Here is a 22,554-nt window from a genome sequence, read left to right on the forward strand (position 1 = left end):
TTATCTATTATAAAAAAAATTTTTTTATTAATAGTATTATAGTATTTATAATATTATTTATAATAATTTTATTTTTAATTATTTATGTTTCAAAAATAAAACTACTTTAATTATAATTAAAAGGTAGTTAACCTAATTGCTTTTATTATTTTATTTATTAGTCTCAATATTTTTATTATCACTTTTGTTATTTAATTATTATCATCTATGTTTTTATTTTTACTTTCATTTAGATTATTATTATCAATTGTAGATTTTATTTTTGGATTTAATTTTATTTCTAAAACTTTTATATTAGATATTTTTGTTCCAGGTGGAAAAGATTGATAATATACAAAACCTGAACCTGAAAGTTTAACTTTAATACCCAATTTCCCTGCAATATATAAAACCTCTTTTAAAGTTAATCCTTTAAAGTCTGGCAATTGATCTTTATTTATTATTCTTTTATTTGCGTTTACAAATAAATTATCAGGTATTTTAATTTGTGTGGTAAAAGCTTTTATATTATTAATTTTGTAATAATTTACAATTTTTTCACCAACATTTTTAAATGCAGGTGCAGCTACAGTTCCACCAAATTTATGGACTTTAGGATCTTTAACAACAATATATATACTTAATAGTTTTTCTCCTATTTTAATAAATCCAATAAATGAAGCTAAAGATTTGTTTTTATAATATCCACCATCAGGGGAAGGGATTTGAGCAGTCCCAGTTTTACCCCCCATTGTTACACCATCAATTTTTGCTAATTTTCCTGTTGATCCATGGGTTACAGCATTTTCTAAAAGTTTTATTAGCATGTTTGAAGTTTCCTGGGAGATTGTAGTCCTGATTTTTAATGGTTTGAATGTTTTTTCTTTTTTACTTCCATAACTTATTTTTTTAATTATCATAGGTTCATAATAAATTCCACCATTAATAAGGGAAGAAAAAGCATTTATCATTTGAATTGATGTAACACCAATTTCCTGCCCTATATTAATTATTGCTTTTGTCATCTTTGTCCAATATTTAGGTTTTTTTAAGATTCCTTCTGCTTCACCTGGAAGCATTATACCAGTTTTTGTCCCAAATCCAAAATATTGAAGATATTTATATAAAGTATACTTATCAATATTTTCTGCAGCTTTAATCATACCAACATTACATGAATGTTTGATTATTCCTGGTAGGTCAATATAACCATGTTTTTCAATATCATGTATAACAATATTAGGTGTAACATTATATTCTCCACTACAATAGGTGTGGAAATTTATATCAATAGATTTTGAATCCAATAAAGATGCTGTGATGAATAATTTGAAAGTTGACCCTGGTTCATAAATGTCAGTAACAGGTGTATTTTTTTTGATTTTGTATGGGTATTTTGAATACTTCAAAGGATCAAAAGTAGGGAGTTTAACCATTGCAAGAATCTCAGAAGTCTTTGCATCTTGAATAATTCCAGTAACCCATTCAGGAGATTCTTCTGAGTATACTTTATTTAATTCTTCATATAAAATATATTGAAAGTATGAATTGATGGTTAAATAAATATCATTTCTTTGAATTGAATCAGCATCAAAAGATTTCTTTGTTAATAAAATATCATTAAGTTCATATTCTAAACCATCAAGACCTTTTTGAAAAGAATTGACATATCCTAGAAATGGTGCAGTAATTTCTTTATAAGGGTATTCTCTTTTATATTCTTTAATATAATATATTCCCTTTAACTTTAACTTTAAAATTTGTTCTAAAGTATTTTTGTTAATAAAACGTTTAATCCATAAAAATTTTTTATTTTTATTTTGGTTAATTAGAGTTTCTATTTTATTTGACGGTATATTAAGAATTTTTCCAAGAGTTTTTGAATAGTAATTAACTTTTGTGATCATTGAGGGGTCAACAAAAATGGAATATAAAATATAATTAGCAGCAAGTATCTGGTTATTTGAATCATAAATATATCCTCTTTCATTATACTGAGAAATATTAATATTAAAATTCAATTTATCTTTATAATTAATTAAAAGAAAAAGATATCTAATGATAAGAAGGAAAAAGAAAAATAAAAGCAAAATACCAATAATTTTAAATCTCTTTTCAAATTGAACAAGCATAAAGTTAATTAAATCCCAAAATTATATTAATTATTCACCAATAATTTTAATTAAAACTCTTTTTCTTCTCTGACCATCAAATTCCCCATAAAAAATTTGTTCCCATGGCCCAAAATCAAGTCTACCATTTGTTATTGCAATAACAACCTCTCTACCCATTATTTGTCTTTTCATATGAGCATCAGCATTGTCTTCTCCAGTTCTATTATGCATGTATTGATTAATTGGTTGATGAGGAGCTAATTTTTCTAACCAGATTTTATAATCACTGTGTAATCCAGATTCATCATCATTGATAAATACTGATGCAGTAATATGCATAGCATTTACAAGTACTAAACCTTCTTTTATGCCACTTTCATTAATTGCTTTTTGAACTTCATCAGTAATATTTATAAATTCAACTTTATTTGCTGTGTTAAACCATAGTTCTTTTCTATAAGATTTCATAACACCTCCTGAATAATTGTTTGTTTTTTTTAGATATTATTAATTATTTCCTTTAAAATTTGATTGTTAAATTTTTAAGGTTGTATAAATTTAATTTGATTATTAATAAACTATCAATTATAAAATTTTTTTCCATAGTTTTATATATTAAGGTTAAATCATTTTTCATAAAATAAAATACTATTTTTTTATTTGATAAAAGTTAATAAAACTTTTTATAATTAAAAATATTATGGAAAAATTTGACTTTTGAAAGGAAATTTAATTTAAATGGATATTTCGATTATAATACCTTTTTATAATAGATGTAAAATTATAACAGATACTTTATTATCAATATGTTTTCAAAGTTTTTTTTTAGATAATAGTATTATTTTTGAAATAGTTAATTTAAATGAATACAATGATAAAAATTATAAAAACAATAAAATTATAAAAAGTATTAAAAGCAATAAAATTATTAAAAATATTAAAAGTAATAATATTATAAAAATTATAAAAAATATTAATACCATTAAAAATAATAGTGATATTAATAAAGATTTAAAATCATATGAAACAAAATATAAAATAAATTATCGATTTTCTAAAACATCTAACCTTTTTAACAATAATATTTTTAATTTTGATTATGAGGTAATTATAGTTGATGATGGTTCCAATTGTAATGTTGAAGATTATTTTAAAAGATACTTTAATCAGCGTGAAGAGTTTTTACTGGATAGAATTAAGTATTTGAATGATTTTTATAAAAGTTTAAAAATAGATATAAAAAAAGTTAAAAAAATAGACATTAAATCTCATGTTTTAAATTTTTTAGACCATATTAAAATAGTTAAACTTGATAAAAATAATGGTGTTGCTTATGCAAGAAATATGGGTATAAAAAAAAGTAAAGGCAATTATATTTTTTTTCTGGATAGTGATGATTTATGGAATTTTAATAAATTAAAAATTCATATATTTTTTCAACTATTCCTGGGTAAAAAAATATTTAAAACCTTAAAAGATATTCAATTTTTGCAGAAAAAAATTAACAAAAATTTTATTTTTATTTTTGACAATAAAATAAAAATAAAAGCTTGTTTCCTTTTTAAAGAAAATATAAATGGTAAATTTAAATCAATATTTAAATTATTTCAAAAAAGAAATAATTTTGTTGCAATTTTAAATGACGAAGAATGGTATAGAAATGGAAAATTTATTAATAAACCTGATAAATTTATTTTTGATGAAAATTTATCATACAAAATATTTGATAGAACTGTTTTTGCAATCTCTTCTTTATCTTTAAATAGATCAATTATAAAATATATTAAGAAAAAATACAAAAATGTGTTTATTAATGAATTAATTGTTGAAGAAGATTTTGACTTTTTTATAAAATTAATTTTTTTTGTTAATCCATTAATAATTTTTAACAATTTAAATATTAAAATTAGTGGTAATTCTGATCAATTAACAAAAATTTATAAAAATAAGTTATTGTCATATAAAACAAAAGTATTTGAAAGACTGATAAAATCAAACAATTTTCATAATTTAGATCCTAAATATAAAAAGATTATTATAAAAAGTTATGAAAAATATAAAAAAACTTTGAATAAATATATAAAAATTTAAAAAAATCCTTGACAATTTTTGTCAATACCTTATCAAAAGTATATAAAGGGAAAAATAATTTTTAAGGAGTTCCTATGAACAAATCACAATTAGTAATGGAATTAGCTAAAAAAACTGGATTAACCAAAAAAAATTCTGAAGCTTTTTTAAATGCTTTTATGGATGTAGTTAAAGAAGAATTAAAAAAAGGTGGATCAATTCAATTAGTAGGTTTTGGAAGTTTTAAAGTAGCTGAAAGACAGGCTAGAAAGGGTAGAAACCCACAAACTGGAGCAGTTATAGATATTCCTGCTACTAAATATCCAAAATTTATTCCTGGAAAAGCTCTCAAAGATATGGTTAAATAAATATTAAAAGCCAGACTTTTTAGTCTGGCTTTTTTTTTAGCTTTTTTAAACTAAAATTATTAAAAGTAGTAAGGAGGGTATGATGAACTTTAAAGGTAGATCAATTATTTCAATAAGGGATTTTAATAAGGATGAGATTAACTTCATAATTGAAAAAACAAAAGAAGTGAAATCTGGAAAGTGGAAAAAGACATTAGAAGGGAAAATTATTGCTTCCCTTTTTTTTGAACCTTCAACACGAACAAGATTGTCTTTTGAAACAGCTATTCAAAAACAAGGAGGAAAAATTATAGGATTTTCTTCAGCAGGAACTTCTTCTACAAAAAAGGGGGAATCATTTTCTGATTCTATAAAAACAGTTTCTAAATACTCTGATATAATAATAATCAGGCATAAGATAGAAGGAGCAGCTAGAAAAGCATCTGAAATAGTTGATATTCCAATAATAAATGCAGGTGATGGAGCTAATCAACATCCAACTCAAACATTTCTGGATCTGTTTACAATTGTTGAATCTAAAGGAAAAATAGATGGATTAAAAATAGGGTTAATGGGTGATTTGAAATATGGAAGAACAATTCACTCTTTAGTAACAGCTTTATCAAATTTTGATGTTGAAATATATTTTATTTCACCACAAGAGTTAAAAATACCAGAAGAATTTAAAAATATTCTAAATACTAAGAAAATAAAATTTTATGAAGGAAAAGATTTTATGAAATTTGGAAAAGAACTTGATATCCTTTATTGTACAAGAATTCAAAAAGAAAGGTTTATTGATCCACTGGAATATGAGAAAGTAGCAGGTTCTTATAGAATCAATAGAGAAAGTTTAAAATATTTAAATGAAGAAACCTTTATTATGCATCCTTTACCAAGGGTTGATGAGATTTCTGTAGATGTTGATAATGATAAACGAGCAATTTATTTTGAACAAGCAGAAAATGGTGTTTACACAAGAGAAGCATTATTGGGGTTAGTAGCAGGTACAATTTCTTAGTTGATTTTATTCAGTAAAACTATTTGAAAAGTTTAAATATTTTTAAAAATTTTAAAGGAGATGTGATAAAAATCAATAGCAGGGGATAAAGAAACTGCTTTCAGGCAACGAAAATAAACCTGAAAGCAGATAGGCTTAGGTTCGACATTTAATTTGGTCAAAAAGACCGTTTAGGAGAATGAAGAGCCTACAGCCGAATCAACATAATAATCGGATTTTAACAATCCAGATTGAATAGGAGAATGGATTATTCTCTGTAATAAATATCGTAAAGAATCTGCTTTCAATTAAAAAAAATAATTGGAGGAGGCAGATGAAACTATCAGTTGGAGTTGATTTACACAAGCATCAAATGACAGTATGTATAAAAAATTTAGAACAAAGGATTGCAGATATTAATTGGAAATTTTCTACAAAAAAAGAAGGATATATGGAATTTGTAAGATTGTTAAAGAAATTATCCCAACCAGAAGAAATTGAAATAGCAGTAGAATCTACAGGAAATACAAGATATTTTAAAAGAGAAATGGAAAATTATGGATTTAAAGTACATGTAGTAAATACCTTAAAGTTTAAAGTAATAAATGAATCAATAAACAAAACAGATAAACATGATGCAAGGACATTAGCAGAATTTTTATCAAAAGATATGATACCAGAAGTAAATTTATGTAAAGAAGATAGTAAAAATTTAAGAGATTTATTAAAGCATAGGTCAGTATTAAAAAAGACCAATGTAAGTTTAAAGAATCAAATACATGGAATAATGTTAGAAATGGGTATAGAAACAAAGAATGGACAGCTTAACACAAAAACAGGAAGGGTAAAAATTATAGAACAAATATCGGACCCAATAAAAAAAAGTATAGTATCAGGGATAATAAAAACAATAAATAGTATAGAAAGTTTAATATCAGAAATAGAGAAAGAGCTTTCAAAGATGACAGAAAAAGATGAAGCAGTAAGAATACTAAGGACAATACCAGGATGTGGATTGATAACTTCAATTACTTTAAGGGCTTACATAGATGACATAAATAAATTTAGTTCATATAAAAAGCTTTCTTCTTATTGTGGATTGGTACCATGGGTACAAAATTCAGCAGACAAGGAAAGATATGGGAATATAACTAAAAGAGGTTCACAAGAATTAAGAACAGCATTTGTACAGATGACAATGGGTATGATAAGGGTAAAAAGAGAAAGAGAAAACAGATATATGAAATCTTATAGAAATATGAAAAAAATAAAAGGAAGCGGAAAAGCAATAATAGCAACTTCAAGAAAATTAAGTAAATTGGTATGGACATTATTAAAAAATGGTTGTGAATATGATCCAGTAAAATCAAATGATATATTGTTAAATAAAGATTATTCCGTTGCCTGAAAGCAATAATTTGAGGTTTTACCTCGTTTAGATAAATTGGCAGATTTTTTGATATTTAATATTGATTTTTATAGGAGATAAAAATGGATAAAACTTATAAAGTATATAAAATAGAAAATGGAACTGTTATTGATCATATCCCTCATTCTAAAGCTTTAAAGGTTATTGATATATTGGGTTATACAGAGGAAGGATTGATTGCTATTGGAATAAATTTATCATCAAAAAAGATGGGGAAAAAAGATCTTATAAAATATGAAAACAAAGAATTAAAAAAAGAAGAAACTGATAAATTAGCATTAATTGCACCTGAAGCAACCATAAATATAATTAAAAATGGAAAAGTTATAGAAAAAAGAAAAATTACAATTCCAGAAAAACTTTCAGGTATTGTAAAATGTCAAAATCCAAATTGTATTTCAAATATTGAAAATATAGACTCAAAACTTATTTTAGTTGATAAGAAAAAGATGTTATATAGATGTCATTATTGTGAAAGAGAGTTTGCTGTAACTTCAGATATGATAAAGTAAATATAAATAAAATTTATTGTAAAATTTATATTTAAATTTAATCTTATTATATGAAAAGGTATATAGAACAATATATTACAATTGATGAGATTGTTAATTATCAAGGGAAATTAGCTTTTATAGTTAATAATTCACCTTTTAAAGTTAGTGATGAAAAATGTTTTAGTGATATTGGATTTATTGGAAAATATAAAATAGTAGATGTTCAATATATTTATAATTCAAAATTTCATATCACTGATCTAAATTATTATGAATTTAATGAACTTAATATTACTTCGAAGAAAATAAAAATAAAAATAGATATAAAAAATAGAATTAAATTAAACAATTTAATTTTATTTGTAAAAAAGTTTAAAAGTGTTTTTAATGATATTTATCCTTTTGTTAAGGTTAGTTATTTTGTAGGAAAAGAAGAATCATATATTGTATTGTCAAATACTGAAAAAAATATAACTAAAAAAGATTTAATGGTTTTTTTAAACAAAAAACTATTAAGTTACATTAATTTTTATTTTAATATAACTTCAGTCATTGATATAAATGGTAAAACATTAATATTCTTTAAGCTTTTTGATGAATTAACAGAAATTGAAAATAATGAAAATTACGGGATTTTTTCAAAATATAATTTTTTAAAAATAATGGATTCCTGGTATTATGATGTAGTTTCTAATATAAATTTTGTTTATTATATAATTGGTAAATTCAATTATTATATTTTATTCAATATAAAAGATAAAGCAAAGATTAAGGAACTTGAAAAAAATAATAATAAAAAAAACAAGCTTCTTTTTGATGATGAGGTTCCTAATACAAGTTTTTCAATGAAAAAATATAATAATTTTGAAAAAGGGTTAGAAGATTATTTAAAATTTGTGGCTTTAATAATTAAAAATTAATTCCTGATTAGAGATCAAAAATTTTTTTAAGTTGATTACATTTTTGTTAATATAATAAAATTAATATTAATATTAATATAATTAAATTAATGTTAATCTACCTACATTAATCTTGAAATTATATTAAGGGTAAAAATATTTTAAATTCAGTTCCTTTTTCTTTTTCTGAACTTAATTGAATAAACCCATTATGATTTTCAATTATATTTTTTGAAATTGTTAATCCCAATCCAGTTCCATTTTTTTTATTTCTTGTATAAAACGGTTGAAAAATATTTTTTAACTCATTTTTAGATATTCCAATACCATTATCAATAACTGAAATTACTAAATATTGTTTTTGTTTATTATTTGCAATATTCAAAACTATTTCAATTTCAGGTTGTTTTGAATTAATAACAGCTTCAGTAGCATTTTTTATAATATTTATTAAAACCCTTCTTATTCGGTTAAAATCTAATTTTATTTTAAAATTGGTATTTGTTTTATCAATTAAATTAAAATTAATAAATTTATACCTAATTTTAAAACTTTCTATTAAATTGCTAATTTCTGAATAAAGATTTTGTTTTTCAAAAATATCCATTTTATAATTAATATTTTTATTTTCTTTAGAAAAATCCAGAATATCCTGTAAAGAAATAATTAAATTATTAACTTCCTGTAAAATTTTACTTGTATATTTTGAAAAATTAGGGTTCTGAATTTGTATCAATTCAGTATACCCTGAAATAATGTTAAGAGAATTTTTAATATCATGTATTATTGATGAAGTTAGTAAACCAATAGTTGAAAGTTTTTCTTTTTCAATTATTTCATTTTGTAAATTTTTTAGTTTTATAAAATCATTTACAACTAATTTTTTTTGTTCTTCAAGTATATAATTGCTTTTCTTTAACGCTTTTATAAGTTTTTCTTTTTCTCTTGTTAAATTAATATTTTCATAAGCTTTTTCAATTGTGAGTTTTAAATCTTTATAATCAAGCGGTCTTAGAATAAATCTAAAAATATTTAAACTATGAAGGGATTTAAAAACATTTTCATAACAATTATATCCAACAATTATGATTAAAGCTTTATTTGTGAAAAAAGGTTTTAAATTTAATAATTTATTTATAAAAGGTTTGTAATTATCTTTAAAATCCAATATAACAACATCAATAGGATTTTCAAAATCTGTATCATTTAATCTATCTAAATTGGAATTAATATATACATTATATTCAGACCCAAAAGTTGCTTTATAATTGTTTAATAAATTTTCTAATTGAGATATAAATAGTACATTTATCTTTTTCATTTCACAAAACTTATAATTGAATTAATATAATTAGTCAATTTATATTTATAAATAAGATAGTATTTTAAGATTTACATAGTTTATATACTTTTTTAGATAAATTTTTATAAAATAAAGTAGATGTAAAACAAATATATTTTAATAAAAAATTAAAAACAAAATTTAAAAAAAGTTGAAAATTGATATAAATCTAAATAAATTAATAAATTAGTATATTAAAAGATTAATATTAAGATTATATTAATTATTTTGTTATTAAATAAAATATGTTTTCTTATTAACATAATTTAATAAATTGCCAAATATATAAGATGACCGCATACCCCCCCCTAAAATTACTAGATTATAATTCTTGATTTTTAAATATTTTTCTTAAAATTAATATCTATAGTACTTTATATAGTAAAAACCTCAATACTAAACATGTAAAAAGTATTTTTATTAAAACAAAAAAATAAAAAGTAATAAATGGAAAAATAAAAAATAACTTGACATATTTTTAACATTTATTAAAAATTTCCAAAATCAATTTTAAGTAAATCAAATGATTAATTAAAATTAAAATAATTCAGTATTTGATACAAATATGTATTTGAAAGTAAAAAAAAGTATTATGAAAAAAATTGTATTTATTTTGTTAATTGTTTTTTTATTAATTTTTTCATCATCATTTCTTTTTTCACAAAATAATCAAAACTTAAGCAATGGATTAAATGATTTTAACTTTAATCTTGTAAACTATAATAATCAATTACTTAAAATAATTTCAAAAGAAGAAAAAAGATTTAGTTATGGATATAAACAAGGATTTGATACTTCATGTGGAATTGCAATAATTGCAACATTTTTTCGTGGCTGTTGAAGTTAATAATAAAATTATAAATTGTTGGATTTGATTAAATAAATAAAAACATTATATATATCATAATTGAAATTTTTCGACTGGATTGTAGTTGTCAAAGACTTAAAAGATTAAATATTGATTTATAGTTAATGTTTAAAAATGTTTTAATTTTTAAATTACATAACTACACTAAGGAGGAAAATTTCAATTATGATATAATTACTTCTTATTTTTTATATATCTCAATAATTTTAATTTTATTATTAACAAAAAAGAAGTTAAAACACATATCTGCAGGGTAATATAAAGATAATATTATTTGTGAAAAATATCAATTTCTAAAGAGATAAAATGGAGGATAATGATGAGAAAAATTACATATATACTTGTAGCATTAATTTTGTTAATTTCTTTAACTACAATAAACATATTTGCGGAAGAAGTTAATAAAGCATTAATTGGACAAAAGATATTTGCTCAAGCTATAGAAAATATTGAAGTTACAATTAGCAACAACGAAGATGATGATTTTGCAGATATTGATGCAATAATTGGGGATAATGTAGTAAGTGATGCAGAATTAGCAGAGATTGTAGGGAATGTTAATGCTCAAAGTGCAGGTGTTGGTAGTGTTGGTAATGAAGCTAAATATCATAATGGAAAAAAGCATGTAAGGTGGGGTGTAGAAACTGGATTAGGTTCTAAAGGAATTTATGTAAATCCTATAAATATTTATAGTAGAAAAGTATTACATGAAACAAAGCAAGATAAATATTTTGTTTATTATTACACCTATATAATTACAACATATCGAGGAACTATAACAACTACTGTAAAGGTAAGAAGAGTAAAAAAATATAGTTAAAATAAATAGAAGGGGCTGTCTTAGATCTTAAGGCAGTCCTTTTTTTTAAAAAAAATAAAAATATAAAAATTTATAAATTAAAGGAAAAAATAAAAGAATTTTCAAATGAATTATTTAATAAATATAAAAAATAAGGTAAAATTTTTCCTTTATTTAGTTTAAACAACTTTCTAATATTATGTGCTATACTTATTAATCCCCATTCTATTTTTACATTATTTATTCCTCTTAACATAAATCTCCTGAATCCCATATTGTGTTTAATATCTCCAAATACGGTCTCAACTTCTATCTTCCTTCTAAATGATAACTCCTGTCCCATTAATGTTGATAAATTCGATTTAACTTCTGATTTTAATTTTAAAAATACTGGATTTACCCATATATTCTTGTAAGGTTTTCCTTTACTACACCTATCCTGATAAATACAACCTTTACATCCATTTGTTGAATATACTTTGTATAATTCTAATTTCTTCCTTTTTGTAGATCTTGCAGTATAAACATATTTTAATTCTTTCCCATTTGCACATATAAAACAATCTTTTGACTCATCATATTTCCAATTCTGTCTGTTTAATTTATCCTTTTTAAAACTTCTTTTACTTTCTTTAAAATATCCTGAATATTTAACATAATTATTTATTCCTCTCCTTTTTAAATATAAATAATTATAAGTAGAACCATATCCTGCATCAGCTATTAAATTTGTTGGTTTTCTCCCTGTCTTTAATATTAAACTTTCTAAATGAGGAATTAATGTGTTTGTATCTGATCTGTCTTGATGGATACTATACCATAATATAAATTGATTTTGTGTGCCTATCTGTACATTATAGCCTGCTTTTAATTGACCATTTAACATTGCATCTTCTTTCATCCTCATAAATGTAGCTTCTTCATCTGTCTTAGAATAACTATTACGTCCTTTAAATTTCTTTTCCTGCTCTTCATATCTTTCTAATCTTGGTATGTAATCCTGTTTTAACTTCTTAATACTTTTTTTTAATTGTTTGCTCTTTTTATCTTTTTTATCTTCTCCTCCTTCTTTCAATACCTCTTCTAATTCTTTTGCTATCTTTTTTAGTTTCTTTGAATCTAATACTTCCTTTTTACCTTTAGATTCTTCAGACTCTTTTTCTTCATAATATCTATCTTCTTCTTCATTTAAATAATCTATCTCTTTTAATAATTTCTTTACATTCTCTTTAAGCTTCTTTTTGTAATTTTTTATGCTCTTTGACCATACAAAACTATATTTATTCGCATTAGCTTCTATTTTTGTCCCATCTAAAAAATAATTGTTTAAATCTACATAACCTGTTTCATATAAATAGGATAATAATATACTGAATATTTCTTCCAAATGTCTTCCTAACTTCTCTTTCCTGAATTTGTTTATTGTCCTGAAATCTGGATAATTCTTCCCACTTAACCACATGAAATATATATTCTCTCTTAATGCCTTGGCTATCTTCCTTGATGAATATATTTTCTGGGTATAAGCATAAACTATTACCTTTAAAAGCATCTTCGGATGATAACTACTTCTACCACCTCCTTTATAGCTTCTGTAAAGAAAATTTAAATCCATATTTTCTATTAAATCATTTACTATTCTTACTATATCATTTTCTGGTATATATTCTTCTAATCTTTCTGGAAATAATAGTGGTTCATCCTGTATATATCTTTTAAATACTACCTTATTATGTACTTTTGTTCTTCTCTTTTTCATAATTCAATTATAGCAAATAAATTATAAAAAAAAAGAGGTTGTCCCCAAGTTTTGAGACAACCCCTTCTTTTAATTTAAAAAGGAATAAGGACAATGATTAATAAAAAACAAGTTTCTAAATTAATTTTATTATTCCTTGGAATAGAGATTTTATTGAGTACTTTATGGATGATTATAGCAAAAGAAGATTTTCCTCCATTTCCTTTTTTAGTAAATATCTATTTAAAAATTTTAGAAATAATTAATCCTCAATTTTCTTTTGAAATTGATGTAATATTTTATTATGAATGCCTTATTGGAGCTTTATTTTTGATAATTATCTTTATTAAAAGAAAGATAAAGGAATATTTTAAAAATCCTTTTTATAATATTAAAAATATAAAATTAGAATTAATTATTGTTATTGGAATAAGTATTATAGTTATTACCCTTGCAAATATATTGAAAAATTTTGAGGATTATACCGGACATAATATTTATTACATTGATGTTGCTTTATGGAAAAAATGTTTGCTTGCCCCAATTTTGGAAGAAATCATTTTTAAAGGACTATTATATCATTTATTATTACCAAAAAAATACAAAAAGCAAATTTTATTCTTTATTATACTTTCTTTTATATTTACTTTACTACATTGCAATTATTATTTGGTATATTTTACCACTCCCTCAATTTTTAAAGATATTCCCTCATTTTTTTGTTATTTTTATGGAATTTTATTAATTTCTTTTTATTTTATTTATCAATATTTAACATTAAAAATATACAAAAAAACAGAAAATTTATCAATTGTTATTCTTATTCATATATTTATAAATTTATACGGATACTGGATAATTAGGTTAATTTTAAAATATTAATAATAAAAAAACATTGTTGATAATTTATTTATTTTTATTTAATAAAATACTTTTTAAAATCTTATATATTGAATAAAAAAAATAAAAGATATAGAAAAATTAAACTTTTATAAGAATTTTCCTCTATTTCTTAAAAAAAAGAATTAAAAAATAATATTAAAAATGAATTTATAAAACAAGAAAATGATAAGAATATAAAATTAATAAACAAAATAAAATTTAAAAAAAATAATTTTTAAAGGTTTACTTATGAGTATTAAACGTAAAAAAAGTAGTTTACTACTGTTTATAATATTTATGTTACTATTTTTAAGTTTTAATAAGATTGCTAAAGCAGATGAATTTAACAGAGTTAAAAGACAGGAGTTTAGTTTATCTTTATTAACAGGAACTAACTTTAATGTTTATCAATATTCTTATTCTACATATTACTATTTTACCCCATATATTTATCTTATGTTTCAACCCATAAAAGATTTTGAGTTTAATTTATATCTACCATTTGATGTTAATTTTGAAAAAATATATAAAGTTGAAACTTATTATGATGAAAATTTTAATGAATTTACAAGACAATATTTTGTTTTCAATTATTATGGTGGATTATCAAGTCCATCAATTGGGATTCAATATACATTTTACACAAACACAATAAATGATATTTATTTCAATTTATCTATACCATCAGGATATTTTCCAGTTTTTTATTATAGAAATAATTTGGCTAATTCAATAAGTAATGGTTATTTTAATATATCATCAGGTATAAATTCAAGCAAAATTGAAGACCCAATAATTTTAAATTATGGAGCAGGATTAAATTTAAGTTTTAAACCCTGTTCTTTGTATAAAGAGGGAAATGATTTTTATTATAGTTTAATATTTAATGGTAATATAGGTTATACAGAAGTATTAAACTATATTTTAAGTTATTTTATCAATATAAAGTTTAATTTCATATTACCAGAATACAAAGAATTGTTTAAAATAAAAGATAAAGAGATTTATGTATTGAAGGTAATGTTAAAAGCAGGGTTTAGCATAAAGATAAGTGAAGATAACAGTCTAACTTTAAGTATTAGTAACAGTTTAACAGAAGGTGTATTAAATCCATATTTTGATATCTATTTTAGTTTAAAATTAAAGTGAATTAACTTTGCATATTTTGATTCAATTTCAAAATAAATAGATAAAAAAATAATTTGCATTGGTAGCTATTATACTGATAAAGGTAAAAAGCAATTTATTAAATATTAATGATTAAACAGATAAAAATAAATTAAACTAATTAATAAACAAAAATTATATAAACATAAAAATAAAAACTAAAAAAATGGAAAAAGAAAAAAAACTTGACATATTTTTAACATTTATTAAAAATTTTCAAAATCATTTTTAAGTAAATTAAACAATTAATTAAAATTAAAATAATACAGTATTGGATTCATATATGTATTTTAGGATAAAGAAAAGTATTATTCAAAAAATTTTATTTATTTTGTTAATTGTTTTTTTATTCTTTTTTTATACATCTTTCCTTTTTTCTCAAAATAACCAAAATTTAAATAAAGAATTATCTGGTTTTTACTTTAATCTAGTCAATTATAATAATCAATTGCTCAAAATAATATCAAAAGAAGAAAAAAGATTTTGTTATGGATATAAACAGGGTTTTGATACCTCGTGTGGTATAGCAACTGTTGCAACATTTTTAAAATATTTTTATTTTTTTAACCTTAATGAAAAAACTCTTGTTGATAGATTTTTTAGAAAGTTAAAAGAAAAAAAAGATTTAACTATAAGTTTAGATGATATAAAACATATACTTGGTATTTATGTTTTAAAAGTAAAAGGTTATAAAATAGGGATTGATAAATTAAAACAGATTTCAAAAGAAGATGAATATTTACCAATAATAGTTCATTTTAAAAAACCAGAAAAACATTTTACATTGTATATTGGCAATTATTATCAATATTACTTTATAGTTGATCCATCAATAGGGGTATATTTTATTGATGAACAAGAGTTTAAAAAAAGATTCTCATCATATATACTAATAGCTAAAAGTAAAAAAAGAACAAAGAATATTGTTTTAATAACAACTATTAAAAATAAGTTAAAAAATAAAATTGATAGTATGGTGAATTTAAAAGTTAAATAGGAATATAAATTAGTGATAAAATCTAATAAATTATTAAAATTTATTATTAATATATAATTAAAATTTGTTTTAAAAAAAAGTTATAAAAAGATTGTTTTTTTAAGATTTAAAAAGAAAGAAAAAGGATGAAATTATGTTGTTTTTTAAATTTGATTTTATAAGGGATAACAAATTAAGCTAAAAACCCTGCAGGTATGCAAAAGGCAGAATTTTTAAGTTCTGTCAATGTTTGTGCTTCCTAAACCATAACCAATTAAAAGTTTTTTAAAAAACTTTAAAAAAGAAGTTCAGACACATACCTGCAGGGCAATATAAAGATAATATAGTTGTTAAAAATATCAATTTATAAAATGATAAAATGGAGGATACAATGAAAAAATTACTAACTATTTTAATTGCATTTATACTATTTATATCTTTTGCAGGAATAAATGTATTTGCTGATAATATTGACAAAGCAAAAGTTGGACAAAAGATATTTGCTCAAACTATAGGAAATAATGAGATTACAGTTAACAATAATGAAGATGATGATTTTTCAGATATTGATGCAATAATTGGAAATTGTGAAATTTCTGATGAAGAGTTAGCAAAGGTTGTAGGGGAGGCTTTTAAAACATCTTATGATTCAGCTCAAAATTCTAAAAATCCTTATTATAATTATGGATACAAAGGATGGAGAAATCATGTTTATGATTTTAATCCACCTAATATAAAAAGAAAAAAATATGGTAATCACGAATTTTATATTTGCACTGCTTACAAAAATGGAATTCTAGTATCTTCATTAGTAACAGATAAAGATACTGCTGCAATTGCATGGCAGGCTAGCCTATTAAAAGCTAATGCAACTGGTAAAACTGATAAAGGATGGTAGTGCGATTTAAGAAGGGGGAATATTTCCCCTTCTTATTTATAATTAATAAAAAGAAAGGATTAGAAATGAAATTTAAAAAGATATTAATTTTAATTATAATTATATTAATTCAAATTATTTTAATTTCTGGAAAAGATGGTTGTTATTTAGATAAAAATAAATTATACTTTAATGAAAATGTATTTTTACTTCTTTTATCAACATATTATAATTATTTTCCAGAAGAATTTTATAATAATACAATACAAAATAGTTATTATAATAAATTGAATGATTTTTTTGATTATTTTGAAATAAAATATAAAAATGAAATAAAGAATATTAATGAAATATTTTATAAAAAAGATTTTCAAAAACTTATAAGTTCAAATAAAGATGAAAAAAAAGATATAATTTCATATTACTATAATAATTACTATTTTTCAGATGTATTTAATAATACTTATTTTATTGTAAATTATAATTATGGTGGCATAGCTTTAGATCTAAAAAAAATAATTAAAATATTTGATATAATAAAAAAAGATAAAAAATATATGAATTTAAAAAGTATTATTGAGCAAGATGCAATATTAAAATTTAAAAAATATTATAAAAAGTTAGATAAATTTTTAGTACAAAAATATAATAGACATTTAATTTTAAACAAGGTTGATATTTATTATGTTCCTTTAAAAAATTTAATAATAAATTATCCTTCTTCTGCTTTTTCATATGTTGACCATAATAAAATATGGTTGGGGAATATTAATAATTTTGATAATTTCATAGTGGAAACAATGCATTTTTATTTTAAAGATTCATTTAAAAATAAAAATGAAATGGATAAATACATGGATATATATTCGATTGATAAAATTAATAAAAGGGTTTTTAACAAAAAATTATTTATTAATAATGAATTAGAATTTAAAAATTATGCAAATGATAAAATAGATTTTGAAATTATTTTTAATTCAAAAACATTTTATGATGAAGTTTTTGCAAATATGTTTTTATTATATTTTCTATATAAACAAAAAATAATTTTTTATTATGATAAACTTGATCCTATAACATTTGCTTATTTGAATTTGTCTATATTTAGAAGTTTTGGTATTTATGCCCTTAATTTTTTTAATAATTACAAAGGGAAAAATGTTGTTAAAGATTTTATAAAATATTTTTATAACATAAGGTTAGAGGATATAAAAGAAGCATATAAAAATGTTAACTCGAAAATTAATAAAATCATTTTAAGCAAATATAATTTATATTTTGTAAATTGTTGTTTTAATTTTAATAATTTAGAAGACCCATTTATTTATTCTTCTGAAAAATTAAAATCTTTTATAAACAAAAGTAGTTTAATAACTAATAAAGTATTATCTTATAAAGATAATATTTTAGTTTCCATAAATATTAAAAAAACAATTAATAATTTTTATTCTATAACTCCTAAATTTATTTTTTTAAGCAGTTTAAAATGGCCAAAATTTATAGGTACAATGTCCTTTAACTTTTTATCAAAATATAAATCAAGAGAATATTTTGTTAAATTAAAAAACATGTATGAAACAAAAGAAATAGATAAGCTTGATTATGCAATTTTATCATATCTTGATTCAATGGTATTTATTTATTTTAGAAATATAGAACAACTACCAGAAATTTTAAATAAATTAGAAGATATTAATTCTGATCATTATTTTAAATATAAGTAAAGTATTTTAAAGAGGTTTACTTATGAGCATTAAACATAAAAAAAGTAATTTATTAATGTTTATAATATTTCTATTACTATTTTTAAGTTTTAATAAGATTACAAAAGCAGATGAATTTAACAGAGTTAAAAGAAAGGAGTTTAGTTTATCTTTATTAACAGGAACTAACTTTAATGTTTATCAATATTCTTATTCTACATATTATTATTTTACTCCATATGTTTATCTTATGTTTCAACCTGAAAAAGATTTTGAGATTAATTTATATCTACCATTTGATGTTAATTTTGAAAAAATATATAAGGTTGAAACTTATTATGATGAAGATTTTAATGAACAGACAAAACAATATTTTGTTTTCAATTATTATGGTGGATTATCAAGTCCATCAATTGGGATTCAATATACCTTTTACACAAACACAATAAATGATATTTTTTTTAATTTATCTATACCATCAGGATATTTTCCAATGTTTTATTATAGAAATAATTTAGATACTTCAATAAGTAATGGTTATTTTAATATATCATCATGTATAAATTCTAGCAAAATAGCAGATCCAATAATTTTAAATTATGGAGCAGGATTAAATTTAAGCTTTAAACCCTGTTCATTGTATAAAGAGGGAAATGATTTTTATTATAGTTTAATATTTAATGGTAATATAGGTTATACAGAAGTTTTAAATTATATCTTAAGTTATTTTATTCATTTAAAGTTTAACTTCATATTACCAGAATACAAAGAATTATTTCAAGTAAAAGATAAGGAAGTTTATATATTTAAGATATTATTAAAAGCAGGATTTAGCATAAAGCTAAGTGAAGATAATAGCCTATCTTTAAGTATAAGTAATAATTTAACAGAAGGAGTGTTAAATCCTTATTTTGATATCTATTTTTGTTTAAAATTAAAGTGAGTATTTTTTAATAAGTAACTATTAATTTGTATATTAAAAAGTATAAATAAAATTAATAGATTAATTAATAAAAATATCTTGTTTAAAAATAATTCCTGCGGCTGTTGTAGTTAATTATAAAATTAGAAGTTGATATATTTGATTAAATAAATAAAAACATAATATATATCATAATTGAAATATTTTGACTGGATCGTAGTTGTCAAAGACTTAAAAGATTAAATATTGATTTATATTTAATGTTTAAAAATGTTTTAATTTTTAAATTACATAACTACACTAAAGAGAAAAATTTTTATTCGTGGCAAGTGCAGTTAATAATAAAATTGAAATTGATATAATTATAAATATTAAATAAAAAAAAATTATAGTTATATATATTTATCTATCCTACTTAAAATTTTTTGAGCAATTTTTTGTTGTCAAAGAAATAAAAATAAATAATATTTCCGTGGTTTGTGAAGTTAATAATAAAATTAGAAATTGTTGTATTTGATTAAATAAGTTAAATTTATATGTCTATCATTATTAAAATTTTTCGAACGATTGTTAGTTGCCAAAGGCTAAAAAGAATTTATTATAAAATCTTTTTTAAATGTTTTATAGTTTTAATTATAGAATTACATAACTAACCTAGTGAGAAAAAATTTTAATAATGATAGAATTATTTTTTGTTTTATAAATATCTCAATAATTTTAATTTTATTATTAACAATAAGATTTCAAATAAAACTTTACAATATAAAAAAAAATAATAATTTTTATGCAAGTTTATCAGAAATAGTTATAATATGAGAAAATAAATGCAAGGAGTTATAAGTGGTAAATATTCCAGATATGAATGAACAGGTTAAAACAAGGCTTCAAAAGATAGAAGAATTGGCAAAAATTGATAAAATTGTTTATAAAGAACGTTTTGAAAAAGATGGGTTGATTGAAAAAATATTAGAAAAAGGGGAAAAGGAAAAAATTAAAGCTGCTGGAAGAGTTATTGCTATCAGAGAGTTTGGTAAACTAATTTTTGGTCATATTCAGGATATGAGTGGTAAAATTCAATTTGCTATTGAACTTAAATCCATTGGTAAAGAAAAATTTCAATTTTTTAAGAAATTTGTTGATATAGCTGATTTTTTGGGAATAGAAGGGGAAATTTTTATTACTAAAACAAATGAAAAAACCATTCTTATAAAAGATTTTGTGCTTTTAACAAAAGCTTTAAGACCTTTACCTGAAAAGTGGCATGGTATTACAGATACAGAGACTAAATATAGACAAAGATATTTAGATCTAATAATGAATAAAGATACAATGGAAAGATTCTTAAAAAGAAGTAAATTAATTAAATTAATAAGAGAATATTTAGATGATAATGGATTTGTTGAAGTTGAAACACCAATTTTACAGACAAAAAAATCTGGTGCTTTAGCAAAACCTTTTGTTACACATCATAATGCACTTGATATGGATGTGTTTTTAAGAATAGCTCCTGAAACATATCTAAAAAGATGTATTGCAGGTGGGCTTGAAAGAGTTTATGAATTTGCAAAATCATTCAGAAATGAAGGGATTGATCCTTCTCATTTGCAGGAATTTACAATGTTAGAATTTTATGTTTCTTATTGGAATTACAAAGATTTAATGAAATTTACTGAGAAAATGATAAAGGATGTAGTATATAAATTACTTGGTTCATACAAATTTACATATCAGGGACAGGAGATTGATTTAGAAGGGGAGTGGCCAGTTTATTCATTTAAAGAACTAATTTTAAATAATTGTGGAATTGATATTGATAAATATCCTGATGCTGATTCTTTAAGAAAAGCAATTATTGATAAAGGTATTAAATTAGATGATGTTGAAAAATTAGGTAGAGGTAATTTAATTGATGCTTTATATAAAAAAGTAGCGAGACCTAAAATGATACAACCTCAATTCTTAATTCATCATCCTATTGATCTTTCTCCATTAGCAAGAAAAAATGATAATAATCCACAGATTACTGATAGATTTCAACTGGTAATAAATGGTTGGGAAATTATAAATGCTTATTCAGAGTTAGTTGATCCATTGGATCAAAGGTTTAGATTTGAACAACAGGCAAAAGCTCATTCTCAGGGCGATGAAGATGCACTGGAAATGGATGAAGATTATTTGCTTTGTATGGAACATGGTATGCCACCAATTGCAGGCTGGGGTATGGGAATTGATAGATTTTTTGCATTGCTTTCAGATGTAGATAATTTAAAAGATGTTGTTTTATTCCCATTGATGAAACCAATAAATAAAGATAGGGGGCAGATAGTGGTTGATTTTAAAAAATTTCCAGATTTATCACATTTTAATTATGAAAAAGAAAAAGCTTTTGATCTTTTAAGAAAACATGTTAAAACAGAAACATTGTATAAACATAGTCTTGCATCAGCAGCAGTTATGAAAGGTTTAGCAAAATATTTTAATCAGGATGAGGAAAAATGGTTTATTATAGGTCTTTTGCATGACCTTGATTTTGAAACTACAAAAGATACTCCAGAGAAACATGGATTAGTTACAGCTGATATTTTAAAAGAAGAAGGATTTCCAGAAGATGTAATTGAAACTATAAAATCTCATAATGAAATGAACGGAACACAGAGAAAAAATGGACTTGATATTTGTTTAACTGCTGGTGAAACAATTACTGGTCTTATTGTTGCTACAGCATTAGTTTATCCTGATAAAAAAGTATCTTCTGTTAAGGTAAGCTCAATTAAAAAAAGGATGAAAAAGAAAGATTTTGCAAGAAATGTAAATAGAGAAAGTATTATGCTGATAGAAGAAACAGGACTAGAATTAGATAAATTTATTGAGATTGCTTTGAACTCGATGAGTGAAATTTCAGATGAACTTGGATTATAAAATATTAAAAGAATTTTATTGATTAAAAT

19 protein-coding genes are annotated in these 22,554 nt (G+C 21.9%); 15 read left to right on the forward strand and 4 right to left on the reverse strand.

Going from position 1 to position 22,554, the window contains the following annotated elements:
- Nucleotides 1-191 precede the first annotated feature (191 nt).
- Together ACZ5EC_RS10045 and ACZ5EC_RS10050 are read right to left on the reverse strand one after the other, a co-directional pair.
- Nucleotides 192-2,111: a penicillin-binding protein gene (locus ACZ5EC_RS10045; protein WP_464302350.1), complete on the reverse strand. Its 1,920-nt coding sequence runs from the start codon at nt 2,109-2,111 to the stop codon at nt 192-194.
- Nucleotides 2,112-2,141: 30 nt separating this feature from the next.
- Nucleotides 2,142-2,561 carry a secondary thiamine-phosphate synthase enzyme YjbQ gene (locus tag ACZ5EC_RS10050; RefSeq protein WP_464302351.1) on the reverse strand — a complete coding sequence of 140 codons (420 nt, stop codon included), beginning with the start codon at nt 2,559-2,561 and terminating at the stop codon, nt 2,142-2,144.
- A gap of 270 nt (nt 2,562-2,831) precedes the next feature.
- On the opposite strand from ACZ5EC_RS10050, the gene ACZ5EC_RS10055 reads away from it, so the two are divergent.
- The 6 genes from ACZ5EC_RS10055 (at nt 2,832) to ACZ5EC_RS10080 (ending at nt 8,353) form a co-directional block, all read left to right on the forward strand.
- Nucleotides 2,832-4,184: a glycosyltransferase gene (locus tag ACZ5EC_RS10055; protein ID WP_464302352.1), complete on the forward strand. Its 1,353-nt coding sequence runs from the start codon at nt 2,832-2,834 to the stop codon at nt 4,182-4,184.
- A gap of 74 nt (nt 4,185-4,258) precedes the next feature.
- On the forward strand, nt 4,259-4,531 hold the full coding sequence (locus ACZ5EC_RS10060) for an HU family DNA-binding protein (protein ID WP_464302353.1): 273 nt from the start codon (nt 4,259-4,261) through the stop codon (nt 4,529-4,531).
- An 82-nt stretch (nt 4,532-4,613) separates the two neighbouring features.
- Entirely contained in the window at nt 4,614-5,531 is a 918-nt protein-coding gene (gene pyrB / locus ACZ5EC_RS10065) for an aspartate carbamoyltransferase (protein WP_464302354.1), read from the forward strand.
- A 313-nt stretch (nt 5,532-5,844) separates the two neighbouring features.
- Nucleotides 5,845-6,918, forward strand: a complete 1,074-nt coding sequence (locus tag ACZ5EC_RS10070) for an IS110 family RNA-guided transposase (RefSeq protein WP_464301847.1) — start codon at nt 5,845-5,847, stop codon at nt 6,916-6,918.
- Between the two features lie 83 nt (nt 6,919-7,001).
- Nucleotides 7,002-7,451 carry an aspartate carbamoyltransferase regulatory subunit gene (gene pyrI, locus ACZ5EC_RS10075; RefSeq protein ID WP_464302355.1) on the forward strand — a complete coding sequence of 150 codons (450 nt, stop codon included), beginning with the start codon at nt 7,002-7,004 and terminating at the stop codon, nt 7,449-7,451.
- Nucleotides 7,452-7,501: 50 nt separating this feature from the next.
- Nucleotides 7,502-8,353, forward strand: coding sequence for a hypothetical protein (locus tag ACZ5EC_RS10080; RefSeq protein ID WP_464302356.1), 852 nt, complete (start codon nt 7,502-7,504; stop codon nt 8,351-8,353).
- A gap of 118 nt (nt 8,354-8,471) precedes the next feature.
- On the opposite strand, the gene ACZ5EC_RS10085 is transcribed toward ACZ5EC_RS10080, so the two are convergent.
- Nucleotides 8,472-9,653, reverse strand: a complete 1,182-nt coding sequence (locus ACZ5EC_RS10085; protein WP_464302357.1) for an ATP-binding response regulator — start codon at nt 9,651-9,653, stop codon at nt 8,472-8,474.
- A 613-nt stretch (nt 9,654-10,266) separates the two neighbouring features.
- On the opposite strand from ACZ5EC_RS10085, the gene ACZ5EC_RS10090 reads away from it, so the two are divergent.
- Nucleotides 10,267-10,515 (forward strand): hypothetical protein, encoded by a 249-nt coding sequence (locus ACZ5EC_RS10090; protein ID WP_464302358.1) that lies wholly within the window; start codon nt 10,267-10,269, stop codon nt 10,513-10,515.
- A gap of 346 nt (nt 10,516-10,861) precedes the next feature.
- On the forward strand, nt 10,862-11,362 hold the full coding sequence (locus tag ACZ5EC_RS10095; protein ID WP_464302359.1) for a hypothetical protein: 501 nt from the start codon (nt 10,862-10,864) through the stop codon (nt 11,360-11,362).
- 70 nt (nt 11,363-11,432) lie between these two features.
- On the opposite strand, the gene ACZ5EC_RS10100 is transcribed toward ACZ5EC_RS10095, so the two are convergent.
- Nucleotides 11,433-13,100, reverse strand: coding sequence for an IS1182 family transposase (locus tag ACZ5EC_RS10100; protein WP_464302360.1), 1,668 nt, complete (start codon nt 13,098-13,100; stop codon nt 11,433-11,435).
- 93 nt (nt 13,101-13,193) lie between these two features.
- On the opposite strand from ACZ5EC_RS10100, the gene ACZ5EC_RS10105 reads away from it, so the two are divergent.
- The 7 genes from ACZ5EC_RS10105 (at nt 13,194) to lysS (ending at nt 22,525) form a co-directional block, all read left to right on the forward strand.
- Complete coding sequence (locus tag ACZ5EC_RS10105) at nt 13,194-13,961, forward strand: CPBP family intramembrane glutamic endopeptidase (RefSeq protein ID WP_464302361.1); 768 nt, start codon at nt 13,194-13,196, stop codon at nt 13,959-13,961.
- A 249-nt stretch (nt 13,962-14,210) separates the two neighbouring features.
- Complete coding sequence (locus ACZ5EC_RS10110; RefSeq protein ID WP_464302362.1) at nt 14,211-15,110, forward strand: hypothetical protein; 900 nt, start codon at nt 14,211-14,213, stop codon at nt 15,108-15,110.
- Between the two features lie 301 nt (nt 15,111-15,411).
- On the forward strand, nt 15,412-16,125 hold the full coding sequence (locus ACZ5EC_RS10115) for a cysteine peptidase family C39 domain-containing protein (protein WP_464302363.1): 714 nt from the start codon (nt 15,412-15,414) through the stop codon (nt 16,123-16,125).
- Between the two features lie 370 nt (nt 16,126-16,495).
- Nucleotides 16,496-17,002 carry a hypothetical protein gene (locus tag ACZ5EC_RS10120; protein WP_464302364.1) on the forward strand — a complete coding sequence of 169 codons (507 nt, stop codon included), beginning with the start codon at nt 16,496-16,498 and terminating at the stop codon, nt 17,000-17,002.
- Nucleotides 17,003-17,067: 65 nt separating this feature from the next.
- Entirely contained in the window at nt 17,068-18,705 is a 1,638-nt protein-coding gene (locus ACZ5EC_RS10125; RefSeq protein WP_464302365.1) for a hypothetical protein, read from the forward strand.
- A 22-nt stretch (nt 18,706-18,727) separates the two neighbouring features.
- The gene (locus ACZ5EC_RS10130) at nt 18,728-19,627 is read left to right on the forward strand and encodes a hypothetical protein (protein WP_464302366.1); all 900 of its coding nucleotides are present in this window, start codon (nt 18,728-18,730) and stop codon (nt 19,625-19,627) included.
- 819 nt (nt 19,628-20,446) lie between these two features.
- Complete coding sequence (lysS, locus tag ACZ5EC_RS10135) at nt 20,447-22,525, forward strand: lysine--tRNA ligase (RefSeq protein WP_464302367.1); 2,079 nt, start codon at nt 20,447-20,449, stop codon at nt 22,523-22,525.
- Nucleotides 22,526-22,554: the final 29 nt, after the last annotated feature.

Source organism: Exilispira thermophila, from assembly GCF_055389015.1.